Consider the following 24,310-nt stretch of genomic DNA (forward strand, 5'->3'; position numbering starts at 1 on the left):
AATGCTCCGGCACCGGAGGGCAAACCCTCCGGTGCCGGAGCACCAGAACCTCAGCGGCCGTTGAACGCGTCTTTCAGGCGAGAGAACAGACCCTGCTGCCCCGGCTGGAACTGCCCCGTGGGCCTCTCCTCGCCGCGCAGCTGCGCGAGCTCCCGCAGGACCCGCTCCTGCTCCGCGTCCAGCTTGCTCGGCGTGAGGACCTCGACGTGCACGATGAGGTCACCGCGACCGCCGCCCCGCAGGTGCGTGATGCCCCTGCCGTGCAGCGGCACCGACTGTCCTGACTGCGTGCCGGGCCGGATGTCGACCTCCTCCAGGCCGTCCAGCGTCTCCAGGGGCACCTTGGTGCCCAGAGCCGCGGCCGTCATGGGGATGGTGACCGTGCAGTGCAGATCGTCCCCGCGCCGCTGGAACACGGCGTGCGGCAGCTCGTGGATCTCCACGTACAGGTCGCCCGCGGGACCGCCGCCGGGGCCGACCTCGCCCTCGCCCGCGAGCTGGATCCGCGTGCCGTTGTCGACACCGGCGGGAATCTTCACGGTGAGCGTCCGCCGCGACCGGATGCGGCCGTCGCCGGCGCACTCCGGGCAGGGGGTGGGCACGACCGTGCCGAAGCCCTGACACTGCGGGCACGGCCGCGACGTCATGACCTGGCCGAGGAAGGACCGCGTGACCTGCGACACCTCACCGCGACCGCGGCACATGTCACACGTTTGAGCGGATGTCCCCGGCGCGGCACCTTCACCGCTGCAGGTCGTACAGACGACCGCCGTGTCGACCTGTATGTCCTTGGTGGTCCCGAAGGCCGCCTCGTCCAGGTCGATCTCGAGCCGGATCATGGCGTCCTGGCCACGGCGCGTGCGCGACCGGGGGCCACGCTGCGACGCCGTCCCGAAGAACGCGTCCATGATGTCCGAGAAGTTGCCGAAGCCACCGGCCCCGAAACCGCCCGCACCGCCGCCCCCGCCCTGCTGGGACAGCGGGTCGCCGCCGAGGTCGTAGACCTGCTTCTTCTGCGGGTCCGACAACACCTCGTACGCGGCGTTGATCTCCTTGAAGCGCTCCTGAGTCTTCGGGTCCGGATTCACGTCCGGGTGAAGCTCTCGCGCAAGCCTCCGGAAGGCCTTCTTGATCTCGTCCTGGGAAGCGTCGCGGCGCACGCCTAGTACGGCGTAGTAGTCCGTGGCCACTTACGACTCCGCCAGGATCTGTCCGACGTAACGTGCCACTGCGCGTACTGCTCCCATCGTTCCCGGATAGTCCATGCGGGTCGGGCCGACCACGCCGAGTTTGGCTACTGCCTCGCTGCCCGAACCGTAGCCGACGGAGACCACGGACGTAGAGCTGAGTCCCTCATGGGCGTTCTCGTGACCGATCCGTACGGTCATGCCCGAATCTGTGGCCTCGCCAAGCAACTTGAGCAGGACGACCTGCTCCTCAAGAGCCTCCAGGACGGGCCTGATGGTGAGGGGAAAGTCATGTCCGAAGCGGGTGAGATTGGCCGTTCCGCCGATCATCAGCCGCTCCTCGGTCTCCTCGACAAGAGTTTCGAGGAGTGTGGAGAGCACCGTCGCCACCGTGCCGCGGTCCTCCGCGTCGAAGGACTCCGTCATGTCCTGCACCAGCTGGGGCACGTCCGCGAAGCGACGGCCCGCGACCCTGCTGTTGAGCCGCGCCCGCAGGTCCGCGAGCGAGGTCTCGCCGAACGGGGCGGGACAGTCGATCATGCGCTGCTCGACCCGGCCCGTGTCCGTGATCAGTACGAGCATCAGCCGGGCGGGAGCCAGTGAGAGCAGCTCCACGTGCCGCACCGTCGACCGCGTGAGGGACGGATACTGCACGACCGCGACCTGCCGGGTCAGCTGCGCGAGCAGCCGTACCGTGCGCGCCACGACGTCGTCGAGGTCGACGGCGCCGTCGAGGAAGTTCTGGATGGCCCTGCGCTCCGGCGCCGCCATCGGCTTGACGCCCGCGAGCCGGTCGACGAAGAGGCGGTACCCCTTGTCGGTCGGGATACGGCCCGCGCTCGTGTGGGGCTGGGCGATGAACCCTTCCTCCTCGAGCGCCGCCATGTCGTTGCGGACGGTGGCCGGTGAGACACCGAGGCTGTGCCGCTCGGTGAGCGCCTTGGAGCCGACGGGCTCCTCGGTGCCGACGTAGTCGTGGACGATGGCACGCAGCACCTCGAGCCTGCGTTCACTGAGCATCCGCGCAACACCTCCACCTTTTCGCCCTGGGACCCGTCTGCCCCGCGGCCTTGCCTGGCACTCCCCGCAGGTGAGTGCCAGCCTGCACCGCGCCCAGTGTACGGCTGCGAGGTACGGGCCCGGCAAGGGCCGGACCCTATGTCGGTCCGACGGCCGGAGTGACGGCTGCCAAGCCGCCCGCGCGGGACTAGCGTCGGCTCCATGGACGTGGCACTGGCTTGGGACGAGGCGGGTTGGGAGCGGCTCGCGCCGCATGTGGGACGCAGGCGGCTGCCGGTCTGGGACTGTACGGCGGGCCTGGTCGTCGGCGGTGATTCGGCGCTGATGATCGAGGCGGGCGCGACCCTGCGCGAGGGTGCGGAACTGCGCACCCAGGCGCGCGGCATCCTCGGCGGGAGCCGCCGGGTCACCCATCTCGCCCTGACGCATCCGCACTTCGACCACGTTCTCGGCGCCGCGGCGTTCGCGGGCGTGGAGGTGTACGGCGCGGTCGGACTCGACGCGCTGCTCGCCAGGGGAGGCGACGAGCTGCGCGACGACGCGGTGCGGCAGGGGGTCGCCCCGGACGCCGCGGCGGAGGCGGCTGACCTGCTCGTCCGCCCGCATCACGCGGTGTGCGGGGAGTGGACGCTCGACCTGGGCGGCGGGGTGCAGGTCCTGCTCGCGAACGTCGGCCCGGGCCACACGGGACACGACCTGGCGGTCCTGGTCCCCGGCACGGGCGACACCCCCGAGATCGTCTTCTGCGGCGACCTGGTCGAGGAGTCGGGCGAACCGCAGGCGGGTCCTGACGCGGTCCCGGCACGGTGGCCGGCCGCGCTCGACCGGCTCCTGGACCTGGGCGGCGAGGACGCGCTGTACGTGCCGGGGCACGGCGCGGTGGTCGATGCGGCATTTGTCCGCGCGCAACGCGCCACACTGGCGGCTCGCTTCGGCGTGTCGTAGCCGCTCGCACACCGTTCCTCTTATCGTCATGCGAATGCGCCAGTACTCCGCAGATCTCACTCCGCCCTGGAAGAAGCCGAAGCCCGTGCCGGAGGTCGCCGCGGAGGCGGACCTCGTGGTGGAGGAGCTGAGCACCGGGTTCTGCGGGGCGGTGATCCGCTGCGAGAAGACGGCGGAGGGTCCGGCGGTGACCCTGGAGGACCGCTTCGGCAAGCACCGTGTCTTCCCCATGACGCCGGGCGCCTTCGCCCTGGAGGGCCGGACGGTCACCCTCGTCCGCCCGTCCGCTGCTTCCTCTCCCGTACGTCCCACGCGTACCGCCTCGGGTTCGGTGGCCGTGCCGGGTGCGCGGGCCCGGGTCGCCCGTGCCGGGCGGATCTACGTCGAGGGACGGCACGACGCGGAGCTGGTCGAGCGGGTGTGGGGCGACGACCTGCGGATCGAGGGTGTGGTCGTCGAGTACCTGGAGGGCATCGACGACCTCCCCGGGATCGTCGAGGAGTTCTCCCCCGGCCCCGACGCACGCCTGGGCGTCCTGGTGGACCACCTGGTCCCCGGCTCGAAGGAATCGCGGATCGCGGCGCAGGTGAATTCCTCTTCGGCCCTGGTGGTGGGGCACCCCTACATCGACGTGTGGGAGGCGGTGAAGCCGTCCTCGGTGGGGATCGCGGCGTGGCCCCGGGTCCCCCGCGGCCAGGACTGGAAGACGGGCGTCTGCGAGGCGCTCGGCTGGCCCCCGAACACGGGCGCCGCGTGGCAACGAATCCTGGGCTCGGTGCGGAGCTACCGGGATCTGGAGCCGGCGCTGCTGGGCCGCGTGGAGGAGTTGATCGACTTCGTCACGGGACCGCCGGAGGCGGGCCAATAGCCCGCCTGCCGCGTGCGGGTGCGGATTGTCCCGCCCCCACCCGACGCGAGCTCTCCAGCCCGGCCGAGGTCATTTCAGCCCGTCCGGCGTTTGAGGACGAACTCGGCGGAGCCGGTGATGACGGTGCCCCCGAGTCGGCGGAGCCGGAATTTCGGGAAGGGGTGGGATTGGGGAAAGCCCCGCAGGGACCGCCCGAACCTCAGTCCACCAGGTCCCGCACCACCGCATCCGCCAACAACCGCCCCCGCAGGGTCAGCACGGCCCGCCCTTCCCCGTAGGGGCCCGCCTGGAGGAGGCCATCCGCGAGGGCCCTCCCCGCAGCCGCAAGACCCGCAGGCTTCAGCAACGACAACGGACACCCCTCAAGCAGCCGCAGCTCAAGCAGGACCCGCTCCACCCGCCGATCCTCCGCAGCGAGAACCTCCCGCCCGGCCCCGGGCGAGCGCCCAGCACCCAGCGCCCCCGCGTACGCCCCGGGATGCTTGACGTTCCACCACCGCACGCCCCCCACGTGGCTGTGGGCCCCCGGCCCGGCCCCCCACCAGTCGGCCCCGCGCCAGTACAGCTCGTTGTGCAGGCACCGCCCGGCATCGGACGTGGCCCAGTTGGACACCTCGTACCAGGAGAATCCGGCGCCCCCGAGGACCTCGTCGGCGATCAGGTACCGGTCCGCGTGCACGTCGTCGTCGGTCATGGGCACCTCACCGCGCCGGATCCTCCGCGCCAGCTGCGTGCCCTCCTCGACGATCAGGGCGTACGCGCTGACGTGGTCGGGCCCGGCGCCGATGGCCGCGTCGAGGGTGGCCCGCCAGTCCTCGTCCGTCTCGCCCGGCGTCCCGTAGATGAGGTCCAGATTGACGTGCTCGAACCCCGCCGCCCGCGCCTCGGCCACGCAGGCCTCGGGCCGGCCGGGGGTGTGCGTACGGTCGAGCACCTTCAGTACGTGCTGCTTGGCGCTCTGCATGCCGAAGGAGACGCGGTTGAAGCCGCCGGCCCGCAGCTCGCTCAGGTAGGCCAGGTCGACGGACTCCGGATTCGCCTCGGTGGTGATCTCCGCGTCGTCCGCGAGCCCGAACTCCTCCCGCACGGCCCCCAGCATGCGGACCAGGTCGGCCGCGGCGAGCAGCGTCGGCGTACCGCCCCCGACGAAGACGGTCCGTACCGGGCGCGGGTCGTCGCCCAGGGTCTTGCGCGCGAGCCGCACCTCGTCGATCAGGGTGTCCGCGTAGTTGTCGCGTGAGGCGAGCACACCGCCGGAGCCACGCAGCTCGGTCGCGGTGTACGTGTTGAAGTCGCAGTACCCGCAGCGCGTGGCGCAGTACGGGACGTGCAGGTAGAAACCGAGCGGACGCGACGCCGCACCCGCGAGGGCGGACGCGGGCAGGGCCCCGTCCTCGGGCATGGGCTCACCATCGGGCAGTGCGGAAGGCATACCCCGATTGTCCCGCACCCCGGAGAACCCGGACGCCGCTGCCGTGCGTCACCCGCACATCACTCCGCCTGCAGCACGAGCACCGCCAGATCATCATCCGGCGGCCGGCCCGAGGCTGCACCCACCCGGGGGACGACCCCCGGACCCCCAGCCACACAGACCACACCCCCGCCGAGCAACCGCACACCGCCTCACTCCGCCTGCAGCACCAGCACCGCCAGATCATCATCCGGCGGCCGGCCCGAGGCTGCACCCACCCGGGGGACGACCCCCGGACCCCCAGCCACACAGACCACACCCCCGCCGAGCAACCGCACACCGCCTCACTCCGCCTGCAGCACCAGCACCGCCAGATCATCGTCCGGCGGCCGGTCCGAGAATTCGTGCACCATGCGCTTGATCCGCTCCGCCACGAGAGCCGCGTCGAGGCCCGCGCAGCTCGCGAGGGCCGCCGCGAGGCCGTCGCCGTCGTCGAACATCCGCCGGCCCGTACGCCGCTCCGTCACGCCGTCCGTGACGCAGAGCAGCGTGTCGCCCGTGCGCAGCTCGAAGGTCTCGCTCTTGTACGTCGCGTCGTCGACGACCCCGAGCAGCAGCTGGGGCGTGGCCGCCACCTGGACCTTCCCGTCCGGGGAGAGCAGCAGCGGCAGGGGATGTCCCGCGCTGGCCACCGTGCAGCGGACACCCCCGTCGTCCATGGGCACCAGTTCGCCGTAGAGGAGGGAGAGGAAGCGGGAGGTGGCCCCTTCGGGCGGCACGCCCTGGCCGCCCGCGACGGCGACCACCGCCGCGGCCGCGTCCGCCGCCTCGGTGGCGTCGTCGAGGAGGAGCTGGTTGAGACGGTCGAGCACCTCCGCGACCTCGTACCCCTCGCGGGCGAGCAGCCGCAGCCAGGGCCGGGCGAGGCCGATCACGACGGCCGCCTCGACGCCCTTGCCCTGGACGTCGCCGAGCGCGAAGCACCAGCGGTTCTTGCCCGCCTGGAACACGTCGTAGAAGTCACCGCCGGGCCCGCCCTTGTCCCGCGGCTCGTACACGACACCGCTGCTCACGCCGGGGATGTCGGCGACGGAGCTCGGCAGGAGGCCGCGCTGCAGGACCTGGCTGATGGTGGCCTGGCGCTGATAGCGCCGCGCCGCGCTGATGGCCAGGGCGACGCGGCGGCTGAAGTCCTCGATGAGGCCGGTGACTTCGTCCGCGAAGCGCATCATCCCGGCCCGCCCGATGACGAGCGTGCCCAGCGCACGGCCGCCCGCCGTGAGGCGGTACGCCAGGGCCGTGCCGCTGGCCTCTCCCACCGACGCCTCGCCGGGCCAGGGCACGGGGACGGCGCCGGAGCCCACCGCGTCGGGCAGCTGGGGCGGGTCCTTCTCCAGGCTGCGGCGCAGTTCCTCTATCCGCTGTTCGCTCGTGTGCCAGACGCGGGCGAGCCGGGAGCTCGTGCCCCCGCCCGCGGAGCCGCGCGGCGCGATCTCCGTCTCGTCGTCGAGCCAGACGGCGCACCAGTCCGCGAGCCGCGGCACGAGCAGCTGCCCGGCGAGCGCGGCCACCAGGTCCTCGTCGAACTGGCCGGCGAGCAGATCGGATGCCTCGGCGAGGAAGGTGAGCGCGCCGCGGTTGACCCACTCCGTGTCGTGCGTGATCCGTCTGGGCATCGGCGCGAGGATCTCGGCGGCGCGCATCCCCCGCTGCGCCGCCTGCTCGTTCGTGTACGACTCGATCTCCTGGCCGGCCTGTACGCCGCCGACGGGGAGGCGGGCCCAGACGGCCTTGGTGCCGGTGCGGTAGGTGATGCCCCAGGAGTCGGAGAGGGTGGCGACGAGCTGGAGGCCGCGGCCGTACTCGGGCATGCCGGGCTGCTGGGGCGCGGGTTCGCTGCGGACCGCCCGGGCGGGGTGGTGGTCGGAGACCTCGATGACCAGGGTGTCGCAGTTCTCCCCGAGGCCCGCCTCGTCGAGCCTGCACACCAGCTCGACCGTCGTGCCCGCGTGCACGACGGCGTTCGTGACGAGCTCGCTGACCAGCAGCACGGCGTCGTCCGCGAGGCGGTCGGTGACACCCGCGGCGGCGGGTACGGAGAGCTCGACCCAGTCGGCGAGCGCGGCGCGCACAAACCTTCGTGCGGCGGCGGGCGCCATCGGGTTTCCGGGCAGCGACGTGCACACCACCGCCGGCGGGCCGGGCTGGTGCCCCGGCTGGGTGGACGCACGGAAAATGTTCTCCCGTTGCATCGGAATGGACCCCACGTTTCGGCTCCTGAGCAGTTCGGTCGAATACGCCTCAGCCGACACGGACAGAGTGACAGACTGGCCACGCCCATAAGCACCGAGTTACTGAAGTGGGCCGCTATGAGTGATAACAGTGCTATGCCCGCGCTCGGTTACGGTCGGATTCCGGCACCGAAACCAGCATCGACACCTCAGCCACGCGCCGGGAACGATCCGGACGCAGAAGTAGAGAACATCTCGGAAACCGCCCCGGAATCGGCGTCCGATCTGCGCAATCTCCTGGCCGCCATGCGGTCGGCGCGCGACGGGGACTTCACCAAGGTCACGGTGAGTGGCCACGGCCTGGTCGCCGAGCTGCACACGGTGTTCAACGAGATGCTCGACCGCTCGCTGCACTTCGACAGCGAACTCACGCGCGTACGCCGGGAGATCATCCGGCACGGCCACCTCGACGAGCGGTTCACCGCGAGTCCGGGGCAGGGCAGCTGGGCCACGCGCGTGGCGGACGCCAACTCCCTGCTCGACTCCCTGGTCGCCCCCGCGGCCAACGCGACGCGCGTGCTGAACGCCGTCGCGGGCGGTGACCTCACCCAGCGCGTGGATCTGCACGACGGCTCCCGTGAGCTGCGGGGAGACCTGCGACGGCTTGGCCGCGCGGTGAACACGATGGTCGACCAGCTGTCGCTCTTCACGGGCGAGGTCACCCGGGTCGCACGCGAGGTCGGCACGGAGGGGCGGCTCGGCGGGCGCGCCAAGGTGCGGGGGCTCTCGGGCAGTTGGCGTGACGTGACGGAGGCCGTCAACACGATGGCCGCCCGGCTCACCGCCCAGGTGCGTGACATCGCCCTGGTGACGACGGCGGTGGCGCAGGGCGACCTGACGCGGACGGTCACGGTCGAGGCGACGGGAGAGCTGCTCGAACTGAAGCTGACCGTCAACACGATGGTGGAGCAGCTCTCCGCGTTCGCGGCCGAGGTGACCCGCGTTGCCCGCGAGGTCGGCACCGAGGGTCAGTTGGGCGGCCGGGCGCAGGCCCGTGGTGTCTCGGGGGTCTGGAAGGACCTCACGGACAACGTCAACTTCATGGCGTCCAACCTCACCTCCCAGGTGCGGAACATCGCCCAGGTCACCACGGCGGTCGCCAACGGCGACCTGAGCCAGAAGATCACCGTGGACGCCCGGGGCGAGATCCTGGAGCTGAAGTCGACGGTCAACACGATGGTCGACCAGCTCTCCGCCTTCGCCGACGAGGTCACCCGCGTGGCCCGCGAGGTCGGCACGGAGGGAAACCTGGGTGGTCGCGCTCAGGTGCGCGGCGTGTCCGGGGTCTGGAAGGACCTCACCGACAACGTCAACTTCATGGCCGACAACCTCACCTCCCAGGTGCGCAACATCGCTCTGGTGTCGACGGCCGTCGCCCAGGGGGACCTCGGCAAGAAGATCACGGTCGAGGCGAAGGGCGAGATCCTCGAACTGAAGTCGACGATCAACACGATGGTCGACCAGCTCTCCGCCTTCGCCGACGAGGTCACCCGCGTCGCCCGCGAGGTCGGCACCGAGGGCAACCTCGGCGGCCAGGCCCAGGTGCGCGGCGTGTCCGGCGTCTGGAAGGACCTCACCGACAACGTCAACTTCATGGCGCTGAACCTCACCTCCCAGGTGCGCAACATCGCCCAGGTCACCACGGCCGTCGCCAACGGCGACCTGTCCAAGATGATCACGGTGACGGCGCGCGGCGAGATCCTGGAGCTGAAGGACACCGTCAACACGATGGTGGAGCAGCTGCGTGCCTTCGCGGACGAGGTGACCCGCGTGGCCCGTGAGGTCGGCACGGACGGCCGGCTCGGCGGCCGTGCCCAGGTGCTCGGCGTATCGGGCGTGTGGAAGGACCTCACGGACAACGTCAACTACATGGCCGACAACCTCACCGGCCAGGTCCGCAACATCGCGCAGGTCGCGACGGCGGTGGCCCAGGGTGACCTCTCCAAGAAGATCGACGTGGACGCCCGCGGCGAGATCCTGGAGCTGAAGACCACCATCAACACCATGGTGGACACGCTGTCCTCCTTCTCGTCCGAGGTCACCCGCGTGGCCCGCGAGGTCGGCTCCGAGGGCCAACTGGGCGGCCAGGCCCGAGTCGAGGGCGTCTACGGCACATGGAAACGCCTGACGACGAACGTGAACGAACTCGCCCTGAACCTCACCACCCAGGTCCGCGCCATCGCGGAGGTAGCGTCGGCCGTGGCGCAGGGCGACATGACCCGGTCCATCACCGTCGAGACCCGCGGCGAGGTCTCCGAGCTCAAGAACAACATCAACGTCATGGTCTCCAACCTCCGCGAGACAACCCGCGCCAAGGACTGGCTGGAGTCGAACCTGGCCCGTCTCGCGGGTCTGATGCAGGGCCACCGCGACCTGATGGAGGTCGCGGACCTGATCCTGCGTGAGCTGACCCCGCTGGTGAACGCGCAGTACGGCGCCTTCTTCCTGGCCGACCCGGAGGCCGGGGACACCACGACGCTGCAGACTCCCCCGGTCAAGGGCCTCGCCTTCATCGCGGGGTACGGCTCGGCGCAGGGCTCGGTCGTCGACACGGGCGCGATGCCCGCGCACGGCCTGGTGCGGCAGGCGGCCCTGGAGAAGAAGCGGATCCTCGTGGACGAGGTGCCGCCCGACTACATCAAGATCACCTCGGGCCTCGGGGACGCCGCCCCGGCCAGCCTGGTGATCATCCCCATCCTCTTCGAGGACAAGCTGCTCGGCGTCATCGAGCTGGCCACGTTCTCCCGCTTCTCGGACGTGCACCTGGCCTTCTTCGACCAGTTCGTGAGCACCATCGGCGTCGCGATCAACACCATCATCGCCAACTCCCGTACGGAGTCACTGCTCAGCGAGTCCCAGCGGCTCGCCACGCAGCTCCAGGACCGTTCGGACGAACTCCAGCTCCAGCAGGCGGAGTTGCAGCGCTCGAACGCCGAGCTCGAGGAGAAGGCGGCGCTCCTCGCCACGTCGTCGCAGTACAAGTCGGAGTTCCTCGCGAACATGTCGCACGAGCTGCGGACACCGCTGAACTCCCTGCTCATCCTGGCCCGGCTGCTCTCCGACAACCCCGACAGCCATCTCTCCGACCAGGAAGTGCAGTTCGCGACCACCATCCACCGCTCGGGCTCCGACCTCCTCCAGCTCATCAACGACATCCTGGACCTGTCGAAGATCGAGGCGGGCCGGATGGACGTACGTCCCAAGAAGCTCCCCCTCATCAAGGTCCTCGACTACGTCCACGCGACGTTCCGCCCGCTGACCCTGGACCGTGGGCTCGCCTTCGAGGTGTCGGTCGGCGAGGACGTGCCGCGCGAGATGTTCTCCGACGAGCAGCGGCTCCAGCAGATCCTGCGCAACCTCCTGTCGAACGCGGTCAAGTTCACCGCGAGCGGCCGGGTCGAGCTGCGCGTCAGCCGCGTCAAGAACACCGGAGAGCTGCGCCTCCACGACGGCGGCGACCGCCTCTGCTTCGCCGTCACGGACACCGGCATCGGCATCCCGGCCGATCAGCTCCCGGCCATCTTCGAGGCGTTCCAGCAGGCCGACGGCACCACCAACCGCAAGTACGGCGGCACCGGCCTCGGCCTCTCCATCAGCCGCGAGATCGCCGGTCTCCTCGGCGGCCGCATCACCGCGGAGAGCAGCCCGGGGCAGGGCTCCACCTTCTCGCTCTACGTGCCCGTGGTGCACCCCGGGCACGGCCCCGCGGCGGCGGCGTACGCGGCGACCAGGTCGTTGACCACGCCGGAGCCGCAGGAGGAGCGGGTCACCATGTCCCCGCACACCTTCCACGAACAGAACGACAGCTGGCCGACGCCGACCAAGCTGGAGGAGTACCGCGAGGGGCCCGCGGGCCGCATACTGCGCGGGCGCCGCGTCCTGATCGTGGACGACGACATCCGCAACGTCTTCGCGCTCACCCATGTGCTGAGCCGCGTCGGCATGCCGGTCCTCTACGCGGAGAACGGCCGCGAAGGCATCGAGACCCTGGAGCGCAACCCCGACACCGACCTCATCCTGATGGACATCATGATGCCGGAGATGGACGGCTACGAGACCATCGCCGCGATCCGCCGCACCCCGCGCTGGACCGGCCTCCCCATCATCGCCCTGACCGCCAAGGCGATGCCCGGCGACCGCGAGAAGGCCATCGAGCAGGGCGCCAACGACTATGTACCCAAACCCGTGGACGTGGACCAGCTGCTCACCGTCGCCTGCGCGCTTCTGGCACCCGAGAGCGCGGACAGGACAGCGCCGGACACCCCCACCACCACAGATACGACCGTTTCACCGGAACCGGCAGGCGCTCATGGGGAGGCCGCTGTTCCGCCGACGATCGAGTGAGGCACCGCCACCATGAGCACAGAGGTCCTGACCGACAACCGCGCGAGCATCCTCCTCGTCGATGACATGGAGGACAATCTGATGGCGCTCGAAGCCGTCCTGGGGTCACTCAACGAACCACTGGTACGCGCCCGTTCGGGCGAGGAGGCGATGAAGGCCCTCCTGCGCCAACGTTTCGCCGTGATCCTCCTCGACGTCCGCATGCCGGGGATGGACGGCTTCGAGACCGCGTCGAACATCAAACGGCTCGACCAGACCAAGGACGTGCCCATCATCTTCCTGACGGGCACCGACAACGACGCGGGCTATGCCTTCCGGGGCTACGCGACAGGTGCCGCGGACTACCTCACGAAGCCGTTCGACCCGTGGGTGCTGCGGGCCAAGGTCACCGTCTTCCTCGAACTGCACCGCAAGAACCAGCAGCTGGAGAAGATCCTGGCCCGCGAGCAGCAGCAGTTCGACGAGCTCGCGGCCCGCCTCTCGGCCATCGAGACGCACATGGCGGCCAGCAGCCTCGGGGACATCCTCGAGCTGCGCCACCACGTGACGCACATGGAGGAGCTGGTGAAGGAGATGCGGCGCGGGCGGGGCGGCGGCTGACCCACGAGTCGGGCACCACCCCCCGCCCGCGTACGGGCGTCGGGGCTCAGGCCTCGCGCGAGCCCGCGTACATCTCGTCGATCAGGTGCTGGTACTCGCGCTCGACGACCGGGCGCTTCAGCTTCAGGCTCGGCGTCAGTTCACCGTGCTCGATGTCCAGGTCGCGGGGCAGCAGCTTGAACTTCTTGACGGTCTGCCAGCGCTGGAGGCCTTCGTTGAGCTCCTTCACGTAGCCCTCAACCAGGGCGATCGTCGCCGGGGCCGCGACCACGTCTGCGTAGCTCTTGCCGTCCAGGCCGTTGTCCTTGGCCCAGGCCAGGATGGACGGCTCGTCGAGCGCGATCAGGGCGGTGCAGAAGTTCCGGTCGGCGCCGTGCACCAGGATGTTGGAGACGTACGGGCAGACGGCCTTGAACTGACCCTCGACCTCGGCGGGCGCGATGTACTTGCCGCCGGAGGTCTTGATCAGGTCCTTCTTGCGGTCGGTGATCCGCAGATAGCCGTCCGCGGACAGCTCGCCGATGTCGCCGGTGTGGAACCAGCCGTCGGACTCCAGGACCTCGGCGGTCTTCTCCGGAAGGCCGTGGTAGCCCTCCATGATGCCGGGGCCGCGCAGCAGGATCTCGCCGTCGTCCGCGATCCGGACCTCGGTGCCGGGCAGCGGCTTGCCGACGGTGCCGGTGCGGTAGGCCTCGCCGGGGTTGACGAAGGAGGCGGCCGAGGACTCGGTGAGGCCGTAGCCCTCCAGGATGTGGATGCCCGCGCCGGCGAAGAAGTAGCCGATGTCGGGGGCGAGCGCGGCCGACCCGGAGACGGCGGCGCGCAGCCTTCCGCCGAAGGCCTCGCGCAGCTTGGAGTAGACGAGCGTGTCGGCGACCTTGTGCTTGGCACCGAGGCCGAAGGGCACGGACGCGTTGCCGGTCCTGCGGAAGTTGTCCTGGCTGACCTTCGCGTACTCGCGGGAGACCTCGGCGGCCCACAGGAAGATCTTGTACTTGGCGCCGCCGCCGGCCCTGGCCTTGGCCGCGACCCCGTTGTAGACCTTCTCGAAGATGCGCGGCACGGCGGCCATGTACGTCGGCTGCACCACCGGCAGGTTCTCGATGATCTTGTCGACGCGGCCGTCGACCGCGGTGACGTGCCCGAGCTCGATCTGGCCCGAGGTCAGCACCTTGCCGAAGACGTGCGCGAGCGGCAGCCACAGGTACTGCACGTCGTCCGGGCCGAGCAGCCCGGTCGCCGCGATGGCCTTGGCCATGTACGACCAGTTGTCCTGCGGCAGGCGCACGCCCTTGGGCTTACCCGTGGTGCCGGAGGTGTAGATGATCGTGGCGAGCTGGTCCTTGGTGATCGCGGCGATCCGCTCCTTGACCGCCTCCGGGTTCTTCTCCAGATGGGCGGCGCCGCGCGCCTCCAGGTCGGCGAGGGTGAGCACCCAGCCCTCGGGGTCGCCTTCGGCGGGGCCCGCGCCCTCGGCGTCGATCACCACGACATGCCGCAGATCGGGCAGCTCGGCCCGCTTCTCGCGCGCCTTGGCGAGCTGCTCGGCGTTCTCCGCGATCAGGACCCGGCTGTCGGAGTCGGCCAGGATGTAGGTGGACTCCTCGGCATTGGTCTGCGGGTACACCGTGGTGGTGGCCGCACCCGCGCAGAGGATGCCGAGGTCGGCGAGGATCCACTCGACCCGCGTGGACGAGGCGAGCGCCACCCGGTCCTCGGGCGCGAGACCGAGCTCGATCAGACCGGCCGCGATGGCGTAGACGCGCTCGGCGGCCTGTCCCCAGCTCAGCGACTTCCAGTCGTCGGGGCCCTCGCCGGACGCGGCGGGCACCGGGTAGCGGTAGGCCTCCGCGTCGGGCGTGGCCGCCACGCGCTCCAGGAAGAGTTGGGCCACGGACGGCGGACGGTTCTCGATCAAGGTCTGTGTGTCGCTCACGACATCCTCCGGACCCGCGACTATGCGGCGACTGGCTGGCGGCTGCTGGTCTTGTTGAACTTGCGAGGGTCTTGTTTAACTTGCGAGTAACCTACGAGCAGTGATCAGAGTAGAGCGCCGAAGCCCGGTGCGTAAGGGGCTTCTGCCTGTCACTTCCTACAAGAACGGGTCCGCCGCGCAGAAGCGCGACGGACCCGCTGAGATGCCGGTGTGACGCCCGTGCCGGACGGGACGGCGGCCGAGGCGTGAGCTACTTCTTCGCCTTGCCCGGACCGCTCTCGTCACTGGAGAGCACCGCGATGAAGGCTTCCTGCGGCACCTCGACGGAGCCGACCATCTTCATGCGCTTCTTGCCCTCCTTCTGCTTCTCGAGGAGCTTGCGCTTACGGGAGATGTCACCGCCGTAGCACTTGGCGAGGACGTCCTTGCGGATGGCGCGGATGGTCTCGCGGGCGATGACCCGGGAACCGATCGCGGCCTGCACGGGAATCTCGAAGGCCTGGCGCGGGATGAGCTCGCGCAGCTTGGCGACGAGCCGCACGCCGTACGCGTACGCGGCGTCCTTGTGGGTGACGGCGGAGAAGGCGTCGACCTTGTCGCCGTGCAGCAGGATGTCGACCTTGACGAGCTGGGCGGACTGCTCGCCGGTGGGCTCGTAGTCCAGCGATGCGTAACCGCGCGTCTTGGACTTGAGCTGGTCGAAGAAGTCGAAGACGATCTCGGCGAGGGGCAGCGTGTAGCGGATCTCCACGCGGTCCTCGGAGAGGTAGTCCATGCCGAGCAGGGTGCCGCGCCGGTTCTGGCACAGCTCCATGATCGAGCCGATGAACTCACTGGGCGCGAGGAGCGTGGCGCGCACGACGGGCTCGAAGACCTCGTCGATCTTGCCCTCGGGGAACTCACTCGGGTTGGTGACCGTGTGCTCGGTGCCGTCCTCCATGACCACGCGGTAGACCACGTTCGGAGCGGTGGCGATGAGGTCGAGTCCGAACTCGCGCTCGAGCCGCTCACGGATCACGTCGAGGTGCAGCAGACCCAGGAAGCCCACGCGGAAGCCGAAGCCGAGCGCGGCCGAGGTCTCCGGCTCGTAGACCAGCGCGGCGTCGTTGAGCTGCAGCTTGTCCAGGGCCTCGCGCAGGTCGGGGTACTCCGAGCCGTCCAGCGGATACAGACCCGAGAAGACCATCGGCTTCGGGTCCTTGTAACCGCCGAGGGCCTCGGTGGCGCCCTTGTGCAGGGAGGTGATCGTGTCACCGACCTTGGACTGACGGACGTCCTTCACGCCGGTGATGATGTAGCCCACCTCGCCGACGCCGATGCCGTCGGCCGGGGTCATCTCGGGGGACGACACACCGATCTCGAGCAGCTCGTGCGTGGCCCCGGTGGACATCATCCGGATCCGCTCACGCTTGTTGAGCTGGCCGTCGACCACACGGACGTACGTCACGACGCCCCGGTACGAGTCGTACACCGAGTCGAAGATCATCGCGCGGGCGGGCGCGTCGGCGACACCGACCGGCGGCGGGACCTCGGCGACGACCTTGTCGAGGAGCGCCTCGACGCCCATGCCGGTCTTCGCGGAGACCTTCAGCACGTCCTCGGGGTCGCAACCGATGAGGTTGGCGAGCTCCTCGGAGAACTTCTCCGGCTGCGCGGCCGGCAGGTCGATCTTGTTGAGCACCGGAACGATCTTGAGGTCGTTCTCCATCGCCAGATAGAGGTTGGCGAGAGTCTGCGCCTCGATGCCCTGCGCCGCGTCGACCAGGAGGATCGTGCCCTCACAGGCCGCCAGCGAGCGCGACACCTCGTACGTGAAGTCCACGTGCCCCGGGGTGTCGATCATGTTGAGAACGTGGGTACTGCCCTTCTCGGGCCCCTCCGTGGGGGCCCAGGGCAGACGCACCGCCTGGGACTTGATCGTGATGCCGCGCTCGCGCTCGATGTCCATGCGGTCGAGGTACTGAGCACGCATCTGGCGCTGGTCGACCACGCCGGTCAGCTGGAGCATCCGGTCGGCGAGCGTGGACTTGCCGTGGTCGATGTGCGCGATGATGCAGAAATTACGGATCAGAGCCGGGTCGGTACGGCTCGGCTCGGGCACATTTTTAGGGGTCGCGGGCACGCAGGGTCCTGTCTCTTGAGGCGCCTGTCGCCTCGGGTCGGATCTATACGTAGGTTCCATGGTCCCATGGGTGAGGCACTGGACCCGGTGTGGGCCGGTCGGGGTGGAGCGCGGGGCCCGGATTGGGCCGGTCGGGGAGCGGCTGGTAATCTGGGCAGCTGTGTCTCCTGGCCCTCTCAGCCCTGAGGCACATGTCAAAGAAACTCATCTGCAGTACCTCTGCAGTACCTGAACCTGAAAAGGCTCTTTCGTGGCGAACATCAAGTCCCAGATCAAGCGGATCAAGACCAACGAGAAGGCGCGTCAGCGCAACAAGGCGGTCAAGTCTTCGCTGAAGACCGCGATCCGCAAGGCCCGCGAGGCCGTTGCCGCAGGCGACACCCAGAAGGCCGTCGAGGCGACGCGTGAGGCTTCGCGTCAGCTCGACAAGGCTGTCTCGAAGGGTGTCATCCACAAGAACCAGGCCGCCAACAAGAAGTCGGCGCTTGCTTCGAAGGTTGCGACCCTCCAGGGCTGAACCCCTTGCCCCGGTCCGCCGGGGCGCTGATCAATCCTCCCGCGAGGGTAATTCGAGCCCTCTACCTCGAATCGCGGACAGACCACGCAGTACGCCACGCTGCGACGATGCCCCCGGCCCACTCCGGGGGCATTGCTGTGTCTGGGGGTGGGGGGGCGGCGCGGGTGAGTGGTGGGGGTGCAGTGGTGGGGGTGCGGGTGAGAGATGGGGCGCCAGGGTGTGATGGGGGGCGCGGGTGAATGATGGGGGCGCCGGTGAGTGATAGGGGCGCGGGGAACTGCACGACTGCGACCAGGCACGACGGACCCGCAGACAGACACCGTCGGACATCCCCTCAGGGGCGCGAGGAACTGCGCGAACAACCACGACGGCCCCGCAGACAGACCCCGTCGGACATCCCCCCAGGGGCGCGAGGAACTGCGCGAACAACCACGACGGCCCCGCGGACACACACCGTCGGACACCCCCCAGGGGCCCGAGGAACTGCGCGAACAAGCACAGCGGGCCCGCAGACAGACACCGCACCCCGCTCGAAGCGCCCCGCGCGACGCCTAGCCCCGCCGGGACCTCGCCGCACGAGCGATGGTGACCACGGCCTTCTCCAGGGCGTACTCGGGATCATCGCCCCCGCCCTTGACGCCCGCGTCAGCCTCCGCGCAGGCCCGCAGAGCCACCGCCACCCCGTCGGGAGACCACCCCCGCATCTGCTGCCGGACCCGGTCGATCTTCCACGGCGGCATCCCCAGCTCACGGGCCAGGTCCGCCGGCCGCCCGCCCCTCGCGGAGGACAGCTTCCCGATCGCCCGCACGGCCTGTGCCAACGCGCTGGTGATCAGTACGGGAGCGACACCGGTCGACAGGGACCAGCGCAACGCCTCGAGCGCCTCGGCGGCCCGCCCCTCCACCGCACGGTCGGCCACGGTGAAACTGGAGGCCTCGGCCCGGCCCGTGTAGTAGCGGCCGACGACGGCCTCGTCGATCGTGCCCTCGACGTCGGCCACCAGCTGGGACACCGCCGATGCGAGCTCCCGCAGATCGCTGCCGATCGAGTCGACCAGGGCCTGGCACGCCTCGGGAGTGGCCGAACGGCCAAGGGCGCGGAACTCGCTCCGCACGAACGAGAGCCGGTCCGCGGCCTTCGTCATCTTGGGGCAGGCGACCTCACGGGCCCCGGCATTGCGCGCGGCGTCGAGCAGCCCCTTGCCCTTGACTCCGCCCGCGTGCAGCAGGACGAGGGTGATCTCCTCGGCCGGCGACGTGAGATACGCCTTCACGTCCTTGACCGTGTCGGCCGACAGATCCTGCGCGTTGCGTACGATCACGACCTTGCGCTCGGCGAAGAGCGAGGGACTGGTCAGCTCGGCGAGGGTGCCGGGCTGCAGCTGGTCGGAGGTGAGGTCGCGCACGTCCGTGTCTGCGTCAGCGGCACGGGCGGCCGCGACCACCTGCTGCACGGCGCGGTCGAGGAGGAGGTCCTCCTGGCCCACGGCGAGCGTGAGGGGAGCGAGCGGGTCGGCGGTATCTGTCTTCCTGGCCATCGCGGTAAAGCATCCCACGCGGCACTGACAGCCCGTCCCGTACAGCCGGTTCCCGGCCGCCTCCCCCCGTATCGGAGAATGAGCGGGTGACCGACGTACGACATGTCCTGGTGCTGCCCGACCGCGATGCCGCGGAGGAAGTGGCCGAAGAACTCCCCGACCGTTTCGGCGTGCGCGAGCAGCCCCAGCTCGTCCGTGACGCCCTGGCCGGCGAGGACGACGCCGAGGACGCCCAGTGGCTGGTCGTGGTCGAGGACCCGGAGAGGCGCCTGGACCGGACGGCACTGGACGATCTGGCGGCCGAGCACGAGGGCTGGCTCGAAGCTCCGTGACGGCCCTTCCGTGACGGCCGTTCCGTGACGGCCTTCCGTGACGGCCGTTCCGTGACGGCCCTTCGCCCGAAGGCGCCCGGGGCGTCAGCTCTTGGGCAGGACCTGGATGTCCAGGTCGATCGAGATGCTGGGCCCGACCGCGGCGATGCCACGGGCGAGCATCGTCTGCCAGTTGATCGTGAAGTCGTCGCGATGCAGCTCGGTGGAGGCGCGGCAGGCCACCCGGGTCTCGCCCTCCAGGCCCTGGCCCACCCCGAGGTACTCCGTCTCCAGCGTCACCGTGCGCGTCACGCCGTGCAGCGTCAGGCCGCCCGTGATCGCCCAGCGGGTGCCGCCCTTGTGCACGAAGCGGTCGCTGTAGAACTCCATCGTGGGGAAGCGCTCCACGTCGAGGAAGTCCTTGGACCGCAGGTGGTCGTCGCGCATCCGCACCGCGGTGTCGATGGAGGCGGCGTCGATGACGACGTGCATCGCGGACTCCTCCATGCGCTCCCCCAGCCGTATGGCCCCCGCGAAGCTGTTGAAGCGGCCGTGGATACGGGCAAGACCGATGTGCCGCGCGGTGAAGGCGACCGAGGAGTGCAGCGGGTCGATCTCCCAGTCGCCGGGCTCGGGCAGCGCCGGGGGCGGGGCTATCTGGAGCATGACGTCACCGAGCGAGGCGTGCGCGCTCTCCCCGACCGTGGCGTTCGCCCGGTACGGCGTGAATCCCTCCGCCGAGACCGCCAGACGGTAGTCCCCGGCAGGAACGGTCGCCACGAACGAGCCGTACGGGTCGAGCCCCCCACCGACGACCTTGCGCCCCATGGCATCGCTGACCGCGAACTCCGCGTGCCGCACGGGCTCATTCACGGGGTCGAGCACCCGGCAACTGAGCACCCCCGCACTGGGCGGAACCGCCAGCGCGGAAAGAGGCCCGCCTCCTCGCCCCGCTCGCCCGGCCTGACCGGCACGGCCCAACCCACCGGCTCCTGCTCCGGCTCCGTTCATCCGGCCGGCTCGGTTCGTACGGTCTCCCAGCCAACGGCCGAACATTTGCGACACACCCCCGCGCACCTTGACAACTCTGGTCACGAAGAGGCATTCGATCACCGTTGCCGCATTCGATGCAACACGAGCCCACTGCGCTGAAATCCCGCGTTAGCGCTGAAACTGTCGCGAGTAACCGAATTGGTCCTCCTGGGTGGGGGTTTGACTGCTCGGGGCGGCTTGTCATGGGGGACGGGTGGTCACCTCCAAGGGCGGAGCTCCGTTCCTCGGCCCGGCCGCCGACCTGCCGGTCGGGCCGGACACCGCGATCGAGCCGTCGGTATCCGTTCGCAACACCTCCGCTTCCCCGGCCCGCAGCGCCGCGAGCGTGCGGGGCGCCGGGTGCCCGTACGAGTTGTCCCGCCCGCAGGAGATGAGGGCGAGGCGCGGCGCCGCCCTCCGCAGGAGTTCGGGGTCCTGGTAGGCCGACCCGTGGTGGGCGACCTTGAGCACGTCCACGGGTGGCAGCGCCGCCACGGCCGGGGTGCGTGTCAGGGCTCGCTGGGCGGGCGGTTCGAGATCACCGAGCAGGAGCAAGGTCACCCCCATGGCCCGGACGAGCAGGGTCACGCTGGCGTCGTTCGCACCGTCGGGGGTCGGCTCCGTCCCCGGACCGGCCGCCATGGGCCAGAGGACCTGCCAGTCGAGGGTGCCCGCACCCGTGCGGCGCCGCTCCCCCGCCACGGCGTGACTCACCGGGACCCGATGGGCAGCCGCCTGCGCCCGTACGAACCGCGCCTGCTCCGGCGGCTCCTGATACCCCGTCGTCTGGATCGCCCCCACCGAACGCCCCCGCAGCACCCCCGGCAGACCCGCCACGTGATCAGCGTGGAAGTGCGTCAGCAGCACGAGCGGCACACGGGTCACGCCCAGCGAACGCAGACAGCGGTCCACGAGCACCGGGTCGGGCCCCGCGTCGACGACCACCCCGGCCCCGTCCCCGGCGGCGAGCACCGTCGCGTCCCCCTGGCCCACGTCACACATCGCGAACCGCCACCCCGGCGGTGGCCAGCCCGCGATCACCCGAGTGAGGGGCGGCGGCTGCACGACCGCGAGGAGAAGCAGCAGGGCGCAGGCCGCGCTGAGCCACAGGTGCCTGATGAGCCTGCGGCCGACCAGCACCACGCCGACCGTGGCGAGGGCGAGCAGCAGACCCCCGCGCCAACCGCCGGGCCAGTCGACCCCGCTGCCGGGCAGCCCCGCACCCGCGCGGGCGATGTCCGCGATCCACCCCGTCGGCCAACTCGCGCACCACGCAAGGGCCTTGGCCACCGGCATCGCGATCGGGGCGGCCGCGAGCGTGGCGAAGCCGAGGACCGTGGCGGGCGCCACGGCCACCTCCGCGAGGAGATTGCAGGGCACCGCCACCAGGCTCACCCGTGCCGCGATGACCGCGACGACGGGCGCGCACACCGCCTGCGCGGCGGCCGCGGCGGCCAACGCCTCCGCCAACCGAGAAGGAACCCGACGTCTTCGCAGGGCAGCACTCCACCTCGGGGCGAGAGTGAGCAGCGCTCCGGTGGCCAGGACGGAGAGCAGGAAGCCAGGGCTTCGGGCCAGCCACGGGTCGTACAGAACGAGCAGCAGTACGGCGGCGGCCAGGGCCGGGACCAGCGAACGGCGCCGCCCTGTGCCAATGGCGAGCAGCGCGATCAGCCCGCAGGCCGCGGCCCGCAGCACACTGGGGTCCGGTCGGCAGACGATGACGAAGCCGAGGGTGAGGGCGCCGCCCAGCAACGCGGTCGCCCGCAGCGGAATCCCCAGCCGTGGCGCGATGCCCCGGCGCTCAGCACGCTGCGCGAGGCCGGGCGGACCGATGAGCAGGGCGAGGACGATCGTGAGGTTGGCCCCGCTCACCGCCAGGAGATGCGTCAGATCGGTCGCCCTGAACGCCTCTTCCAGCTCGGCCGGCACGCGCGAGGTGTCCCCCACCACCAGCCCGGGCAACAACGCCCGCGCGTCGGGCGGCAGACCGTCCGTGGCTTCGCGCAGTCCGCCCCGCAACCGCCCCGCCACCCGCTGCGGCCCTGACGGCCCCTCGACCACCCGTGCCGCCGACTCCCCGGACACCCGCAGCACCGCCGCGACACGGTCACCCCGCGGCAAGGGAGGCGCAAGGCTCGCCTGAACACGCACCCTGGTCGAAGGCAGCAGCGCGAGCCAACGGGCCCTGGTCCACGGGGCCGAAGAAGCCTCGCGGCCCTTCCGCCAGGGCCCGACGGAACCCCCGCTCTCGGCACTCCCGGCGCCCTCGGCGCTCTCAGTGCTCTCGGCACTCCCGGCGCCCTCGGCGAAAACCAGGGCCGGGGTGCGTGTCACGGAGGTACTGCCGTCCGGCGACGTCACCCGGACGATCTCCGCGTTCAACATGACGGAGGGCGGCATCGCATGCGCCCCCGTGATGCGGGGCCGGGTCAGCCGGGGGTCGGACGTGACCTCCAACTCGACCTCCGCTTCGGCATAGTGACGCGCCAGGGAAGGGACCGGCCCCCGGCGCAGATCGGCCCCATGGAGTGCCGCTGAGGTGGCGCCCGCCGCGGCACAGAGGAGGACGGCGGCCACGGACACCCGCTGCCAGGGTTGCCGCTGTCGCTGCTGCCAGCCATCGGCCGGCTCTGTCGCGGCCCGCACTTCCCGCCCGTCCCGTCGCCCCCTCACCGTCCACGTCACCAGCAGGACTCCGGCCACCGCCACACAGACCACCACGGCTGCGATCACCCACCGAGGCGAGGCGTCCAGCGTCAGGGCCGCGGTGCCCCACGCCGCGAGGGCGGGCGGTACGAGGCGCAGGTCCAGCGGGCCCTCCGGGCGTGGCAGGGATCCCGCGAGCCGGCGGCCGCCCGGCGCGTGAACGGCGGGATGGCCCGGACTCCTTGGCGGTTCTGGCGCGACGCCCGCCCGGCTCGGCGCTCTCATGGCCGCACGAGGTTCTGCAGGTCGGCATAACGCTTGTCCCCGATTCCATTGACCTCCCGCAGCTCGTCCACCGCGCGGAATCCGCCGTGTTCCGTGCGGTAGTCGATGATGTGCTGCGCCAGCACGGGACCGACGCCCGGCAGTTCGTCGAGTTGCTCGGCGGTGGCCGTGTTCAGGCCGACCGGAGCGGCGGGGCTCGCTCCCGTCGCCCCTGCGGCCGCCCCCGCGCCAGGTACCGCCGGAGCTGCCGGTGCCGTCACCGGAGCGCCGACCACGACCTGTTCGCCGTCGATGAGGAGACGGGCACGGTTGAGGCCGTCCGTATCGGCGCCGGGGCGCACGCCGCCCGCGGCCTTGAGCGCGTCGGCCACCCTGGAACCCGCGGGCATCCGCAAGATCCCGGGGCTGCGGACCTTTCCACTGACGTCCACGACGATCCGCCCACCGCCGGGGCCGGTCGCCGGTCGGCCATCGCCCTCCGGAGAAGGCGGGGCGCCCGGCGACGGAGACGGCTGCGCGCCCCGATCGGGCGCGGCCCCCACCACGTCCGGCGCCCGCACCGGTTGCGTCCGCCCCGCCCAGAAGTGCTGGGCGGCGAAGACCGCCGCGAGGGCGAGGACCACCAGGAGCGCGACCAGGCTGCGCCGCTCAAGACCACACCGCAGCTGAAGCCAGAGCGGCAACCGCTCCCGCACCGCAAGCCCCACCCGTCCCGGCAACGGTGACACAGCCTCACCATCCGCCCCAGAAACCACCGCCCGCTGGGCGCCACGGGGCTCCGAAACCGGGGCCCGCACCTGCGCCTGAGCCTGAGCCGGCGGCACGGTCACAGCATCCGACCGCGCCGCCGCCCAAGACTGCCGCCGTACGGCCCGCGGCAACGTCACGCCTTCCGGCAACGTCACACCCTCCGGCGACGTCACGGCCTGCGGCAACGTCACGGCCTCCGACTGCCGCGACACCGACCCAGCAGCCGTCCGCACACTCCGCCCCACCGGCGCACCCTGAGCCCCCGGTCCAACCTGCCTTCGCGCCAACCGCTCCGGCCCCGACGAACGCGACCGCGCAACCTGCCGCTCCGACCCCGGCTCCGCCTCCGACGCCTCGCCCCGCACGGCCTCCAACTCCGGCAACTCCGGCTGCCGCCACCGCGCGGCCCCCGTCCGCACCTGCGGTGCACCGTAAGTCCGGGACAAAGCCCGAAGCCCAGCCTTCGCGCCCGGCTCAGTCACCGGTCCCGGCGGCGCCCCCGAC

At 70.7% G+C, this 24,310-nt stretch carries 16 protein-coding genes; 6 read left to right on the forward strand and 10 right to left on the reverse strand.

The genetic code is table 11. From position 1 onward, the window contains the following. Positions 1-50: 50 nt before the first annotated feature. Both dnaJ and hrcA read right to left on the reverse strand, forming a co-directional pair. Positions 51-1,190 (reverse strand): molecular chaperone DnaJ, encoded by a 1,140-nt coding sequence (dnaJ, locus tag ACWGIH_RS11715; protein ID WP_453395497.1) that lies wholly within the window; start codon positions 1,188-1,190, stop codon positions 51-53. Next, positions 1,191-2,207 carry a heat-inducible transcriptional repressor HrcA gene (hrcA, locus tag ACWGIH_RS11720; RefSeq protein WP_351160429.1) on the reverse strand — a complete coding sequence of 339 codons (1,017 nt, stop codon included), beginning with the start codon at positions 2,205-2,207 and terminating at the stop codon, positions 1,191-1,193. 201 nt (positions 2,208-2,408) lie between these two features. On the opposite strand from hrcA, the gene ACWGIH_RS11725 reads away from it, so the two are divergent. Together ACWGIH_RS11725 and ACWGIH_RS11730 are read left to right on the forward strand one after the other, a co-directional pair. After that, complete coding sequence (locus ACWGIH_RS11725) at positions 2,409-3,152, forward strand: MBL fold metallo-hydrolase (protein ID WP_453450833.1); 744 nt, start codon at positions 2,409-2,411, stop codon at positions 3,150-3,152. 34 nt (positions 3,153-3,186) lie between these two features. Then, positions 3,187-4,020, forward strand: coding sequence for a DUF3097 domain-containing protein (locus tag ACWGIH_RS11730; RefSeq protein ID WP_453450832.1), 834 nt, complete (start codon positions 3,187-3,189; stop codon positions 4,018-4,020). Between the two features lie 199 nt (positions 4,021-4,219). Here ACWGIH_RS11730 and hemW read toward each other — a convergent pair whose 3' ends face one another. Together hemW and ACWGIH_RS11740 are read right to left on the reverse strand one after the other, a co-directional pair. After that, the gene (hemW, locus tag ACWGIH_RS11735) at positions 4,220-5,452 is read right to left on the reverse strand and encodes a radical SAM family heme chaperone HemW (RefSeq protein WP_453450831.1); all 1,233 of its coding nucleotides are present in this window, start codon (positions 5,450-5,452) and stop codon (positions 4,220-4,222) included. A 323-nt stretch (positions 5,453-5,775) separates the two neighbouring features. Beyond that, the gene (locus tag ACWGIH_RS11740) at positions 5,776-7,698 is read right to left on the reverse strand and encodes a SpoIIE family protein phosphatase (RefSeq protein WP_453450830.1); all 1,923 of its coding nucleotides are present in this window, start codon (positions 7,696-7,698) and stop codon (positions 5,776-5,778) included. Positions 7,699-7,968: 270 nt separating this feature from the next. Between ACWGIH_RS11740 and ACWGIH_RS11745 the strand changes: the two genes are divergently transcribed. Beyond that, positions 7,969-12,066: a HAMP domain-containing protein gene (locus ACWGIH_RS11745; protein ID WP_453450829.1), complete on the forward strand. Its 4,098-nt coding sequence runs from the start codon at positions 7,969-7,971 to the stop codon at positions 12,064-12,066. A gap of 12 nt (positions 12,067-12,078) precedes the next feature. After that, the gene (locus ACWGIH_RS11750) at positions 12,079-12,666 is read left to right on the forward strand and encodes a response regulator (protein WP_365817067.1); all 588 of its coding nucleotides are present in this window, start codon (positions 12,079-12,081) and stop codon (positions 12,664-12,666) included. Between the two features lie 46 nt (positions 12,667-12,712). Here the strand turns inward: ACWGIH_RS11750 and ACWGIH_RS11755 are convergent, their stop codons facing one another. Then, positions 12,713-14,602 (reverse strand): AMP-dependent synthetase/ligase, encoded by a 1,890-nt coding sequence (locus tag ACWGIH_RS11755; RefSeq protein ID WP_453450828.1) that lies wholly within the window; start codon positions 14,600-14,602, stop codon positions 12,713-12,715. Between the two features lie 250 nt (positions 14,603-14,852). Continuing rightward, the gene (gene lepA, locus ACWGIH_RS11760; RefSeq protein WP_453450827.1) at positions 14,853-16,724 is read right to left on the reverse strand and encodes a translation elongation factor 4; all 1,872 of its coding nucleotides are present in this window, start codon (positions 16,722-16,724) and stop codon (positions 14,853-14,855) included. 250 nt (positions 16,725-16,974) lie between these two features. On the opposite strand from lepA, the gene rpsT reads away from it, so the two are divergent. Beyond that, positions 16,975-17,241 carry a 30S ribosomal protein S20 gene (rpsT, locus tag ACWGIH_RS11765; protein WP_135334171.1) on the forward strand — a complete coding sequence of 89 codons (267 nt, stop codon included), beginning with the start codon at positions 16,975-16,977 and terminating at the stop codon, positions 17,239-17,241. Positions 17,242-17,792: 551 nt separating this feature from the next. Here rpsT and holA read toward each other — a convergent pair. After that, complete coding sequence (holA, locus tag ACWGIH_RS11770; RefSeq protein ID WP_453450826.1) at positions 17,793-18,779, reverse strand: DNA polymerase III subunit delta; 987 nt, start codon at positions 18,777-18,779, stop codon at positions 17,793-17,795. An 86-nt stretch (positions 18,780-18,865) separates the two neighbouring features. On the opposite strand from holA, the gene ACWGIH_RS11775 reads away from it, so the two are divergent. Further along, entirely contained in the window at positions 18,866-19,111 is a 246-nt protein-coding gene (locus ACWGIH_RS11775; RefSeq protein WP_361046475.1) for a hypothetical protein, read from the forward strand. 84 nt (positions 19,112-19,195) lie between these two features. On the opposite strand, the gene ACWGIH_RS11780 is transcribed toward ACWGIH_RS11775, so the two are convergent. From ACWGIH_RS11780 to ACWGIH_RS11790, 3 genes are all read right to left on the reverse strand, one after another. Then, a complete protein-coding gene (locus tag ACWGIH_RS11780; RefSeq protein WP_453450842.1) occupies positions 19,196-20,146 on the reverse strand; it encodes a YceI family protein in 951 nt (316 codons plus the stop codon). Positions 20,147-20,323: 177 nt separating this feature from the next. Further along, a complete protein-coding gene (locus ACWGIH_RS11785; protein WP_453450825.1) occupies positions 20,324-23,056 on the reverse strand; it encodes a ComEC/Rec2 family competence protein in 2,733 nt (910 codons plus the stop codon). Continuing rightward, a complete protein-coding gene (locus ACWGIH_RS11790) occupies positions 23,053-23,784 on the reverse strand; it encodes a helix-hairpin-helix domain-containing protein (protein WP_453450824.1) in 732 nt (243 codons plus the stop codon). The genes ACWGIH_RS11785 and ACWGIH_RS11790 overlap by 4 nt, the downstream gene beginning before the upstream one ends. Positions 23,785-24,310 lie beyond the last annotated feature (526 nt).

The sequence above is a fragment of the Streptomyces sp. NPDC054872 genome (assembly GCF_053610705.1).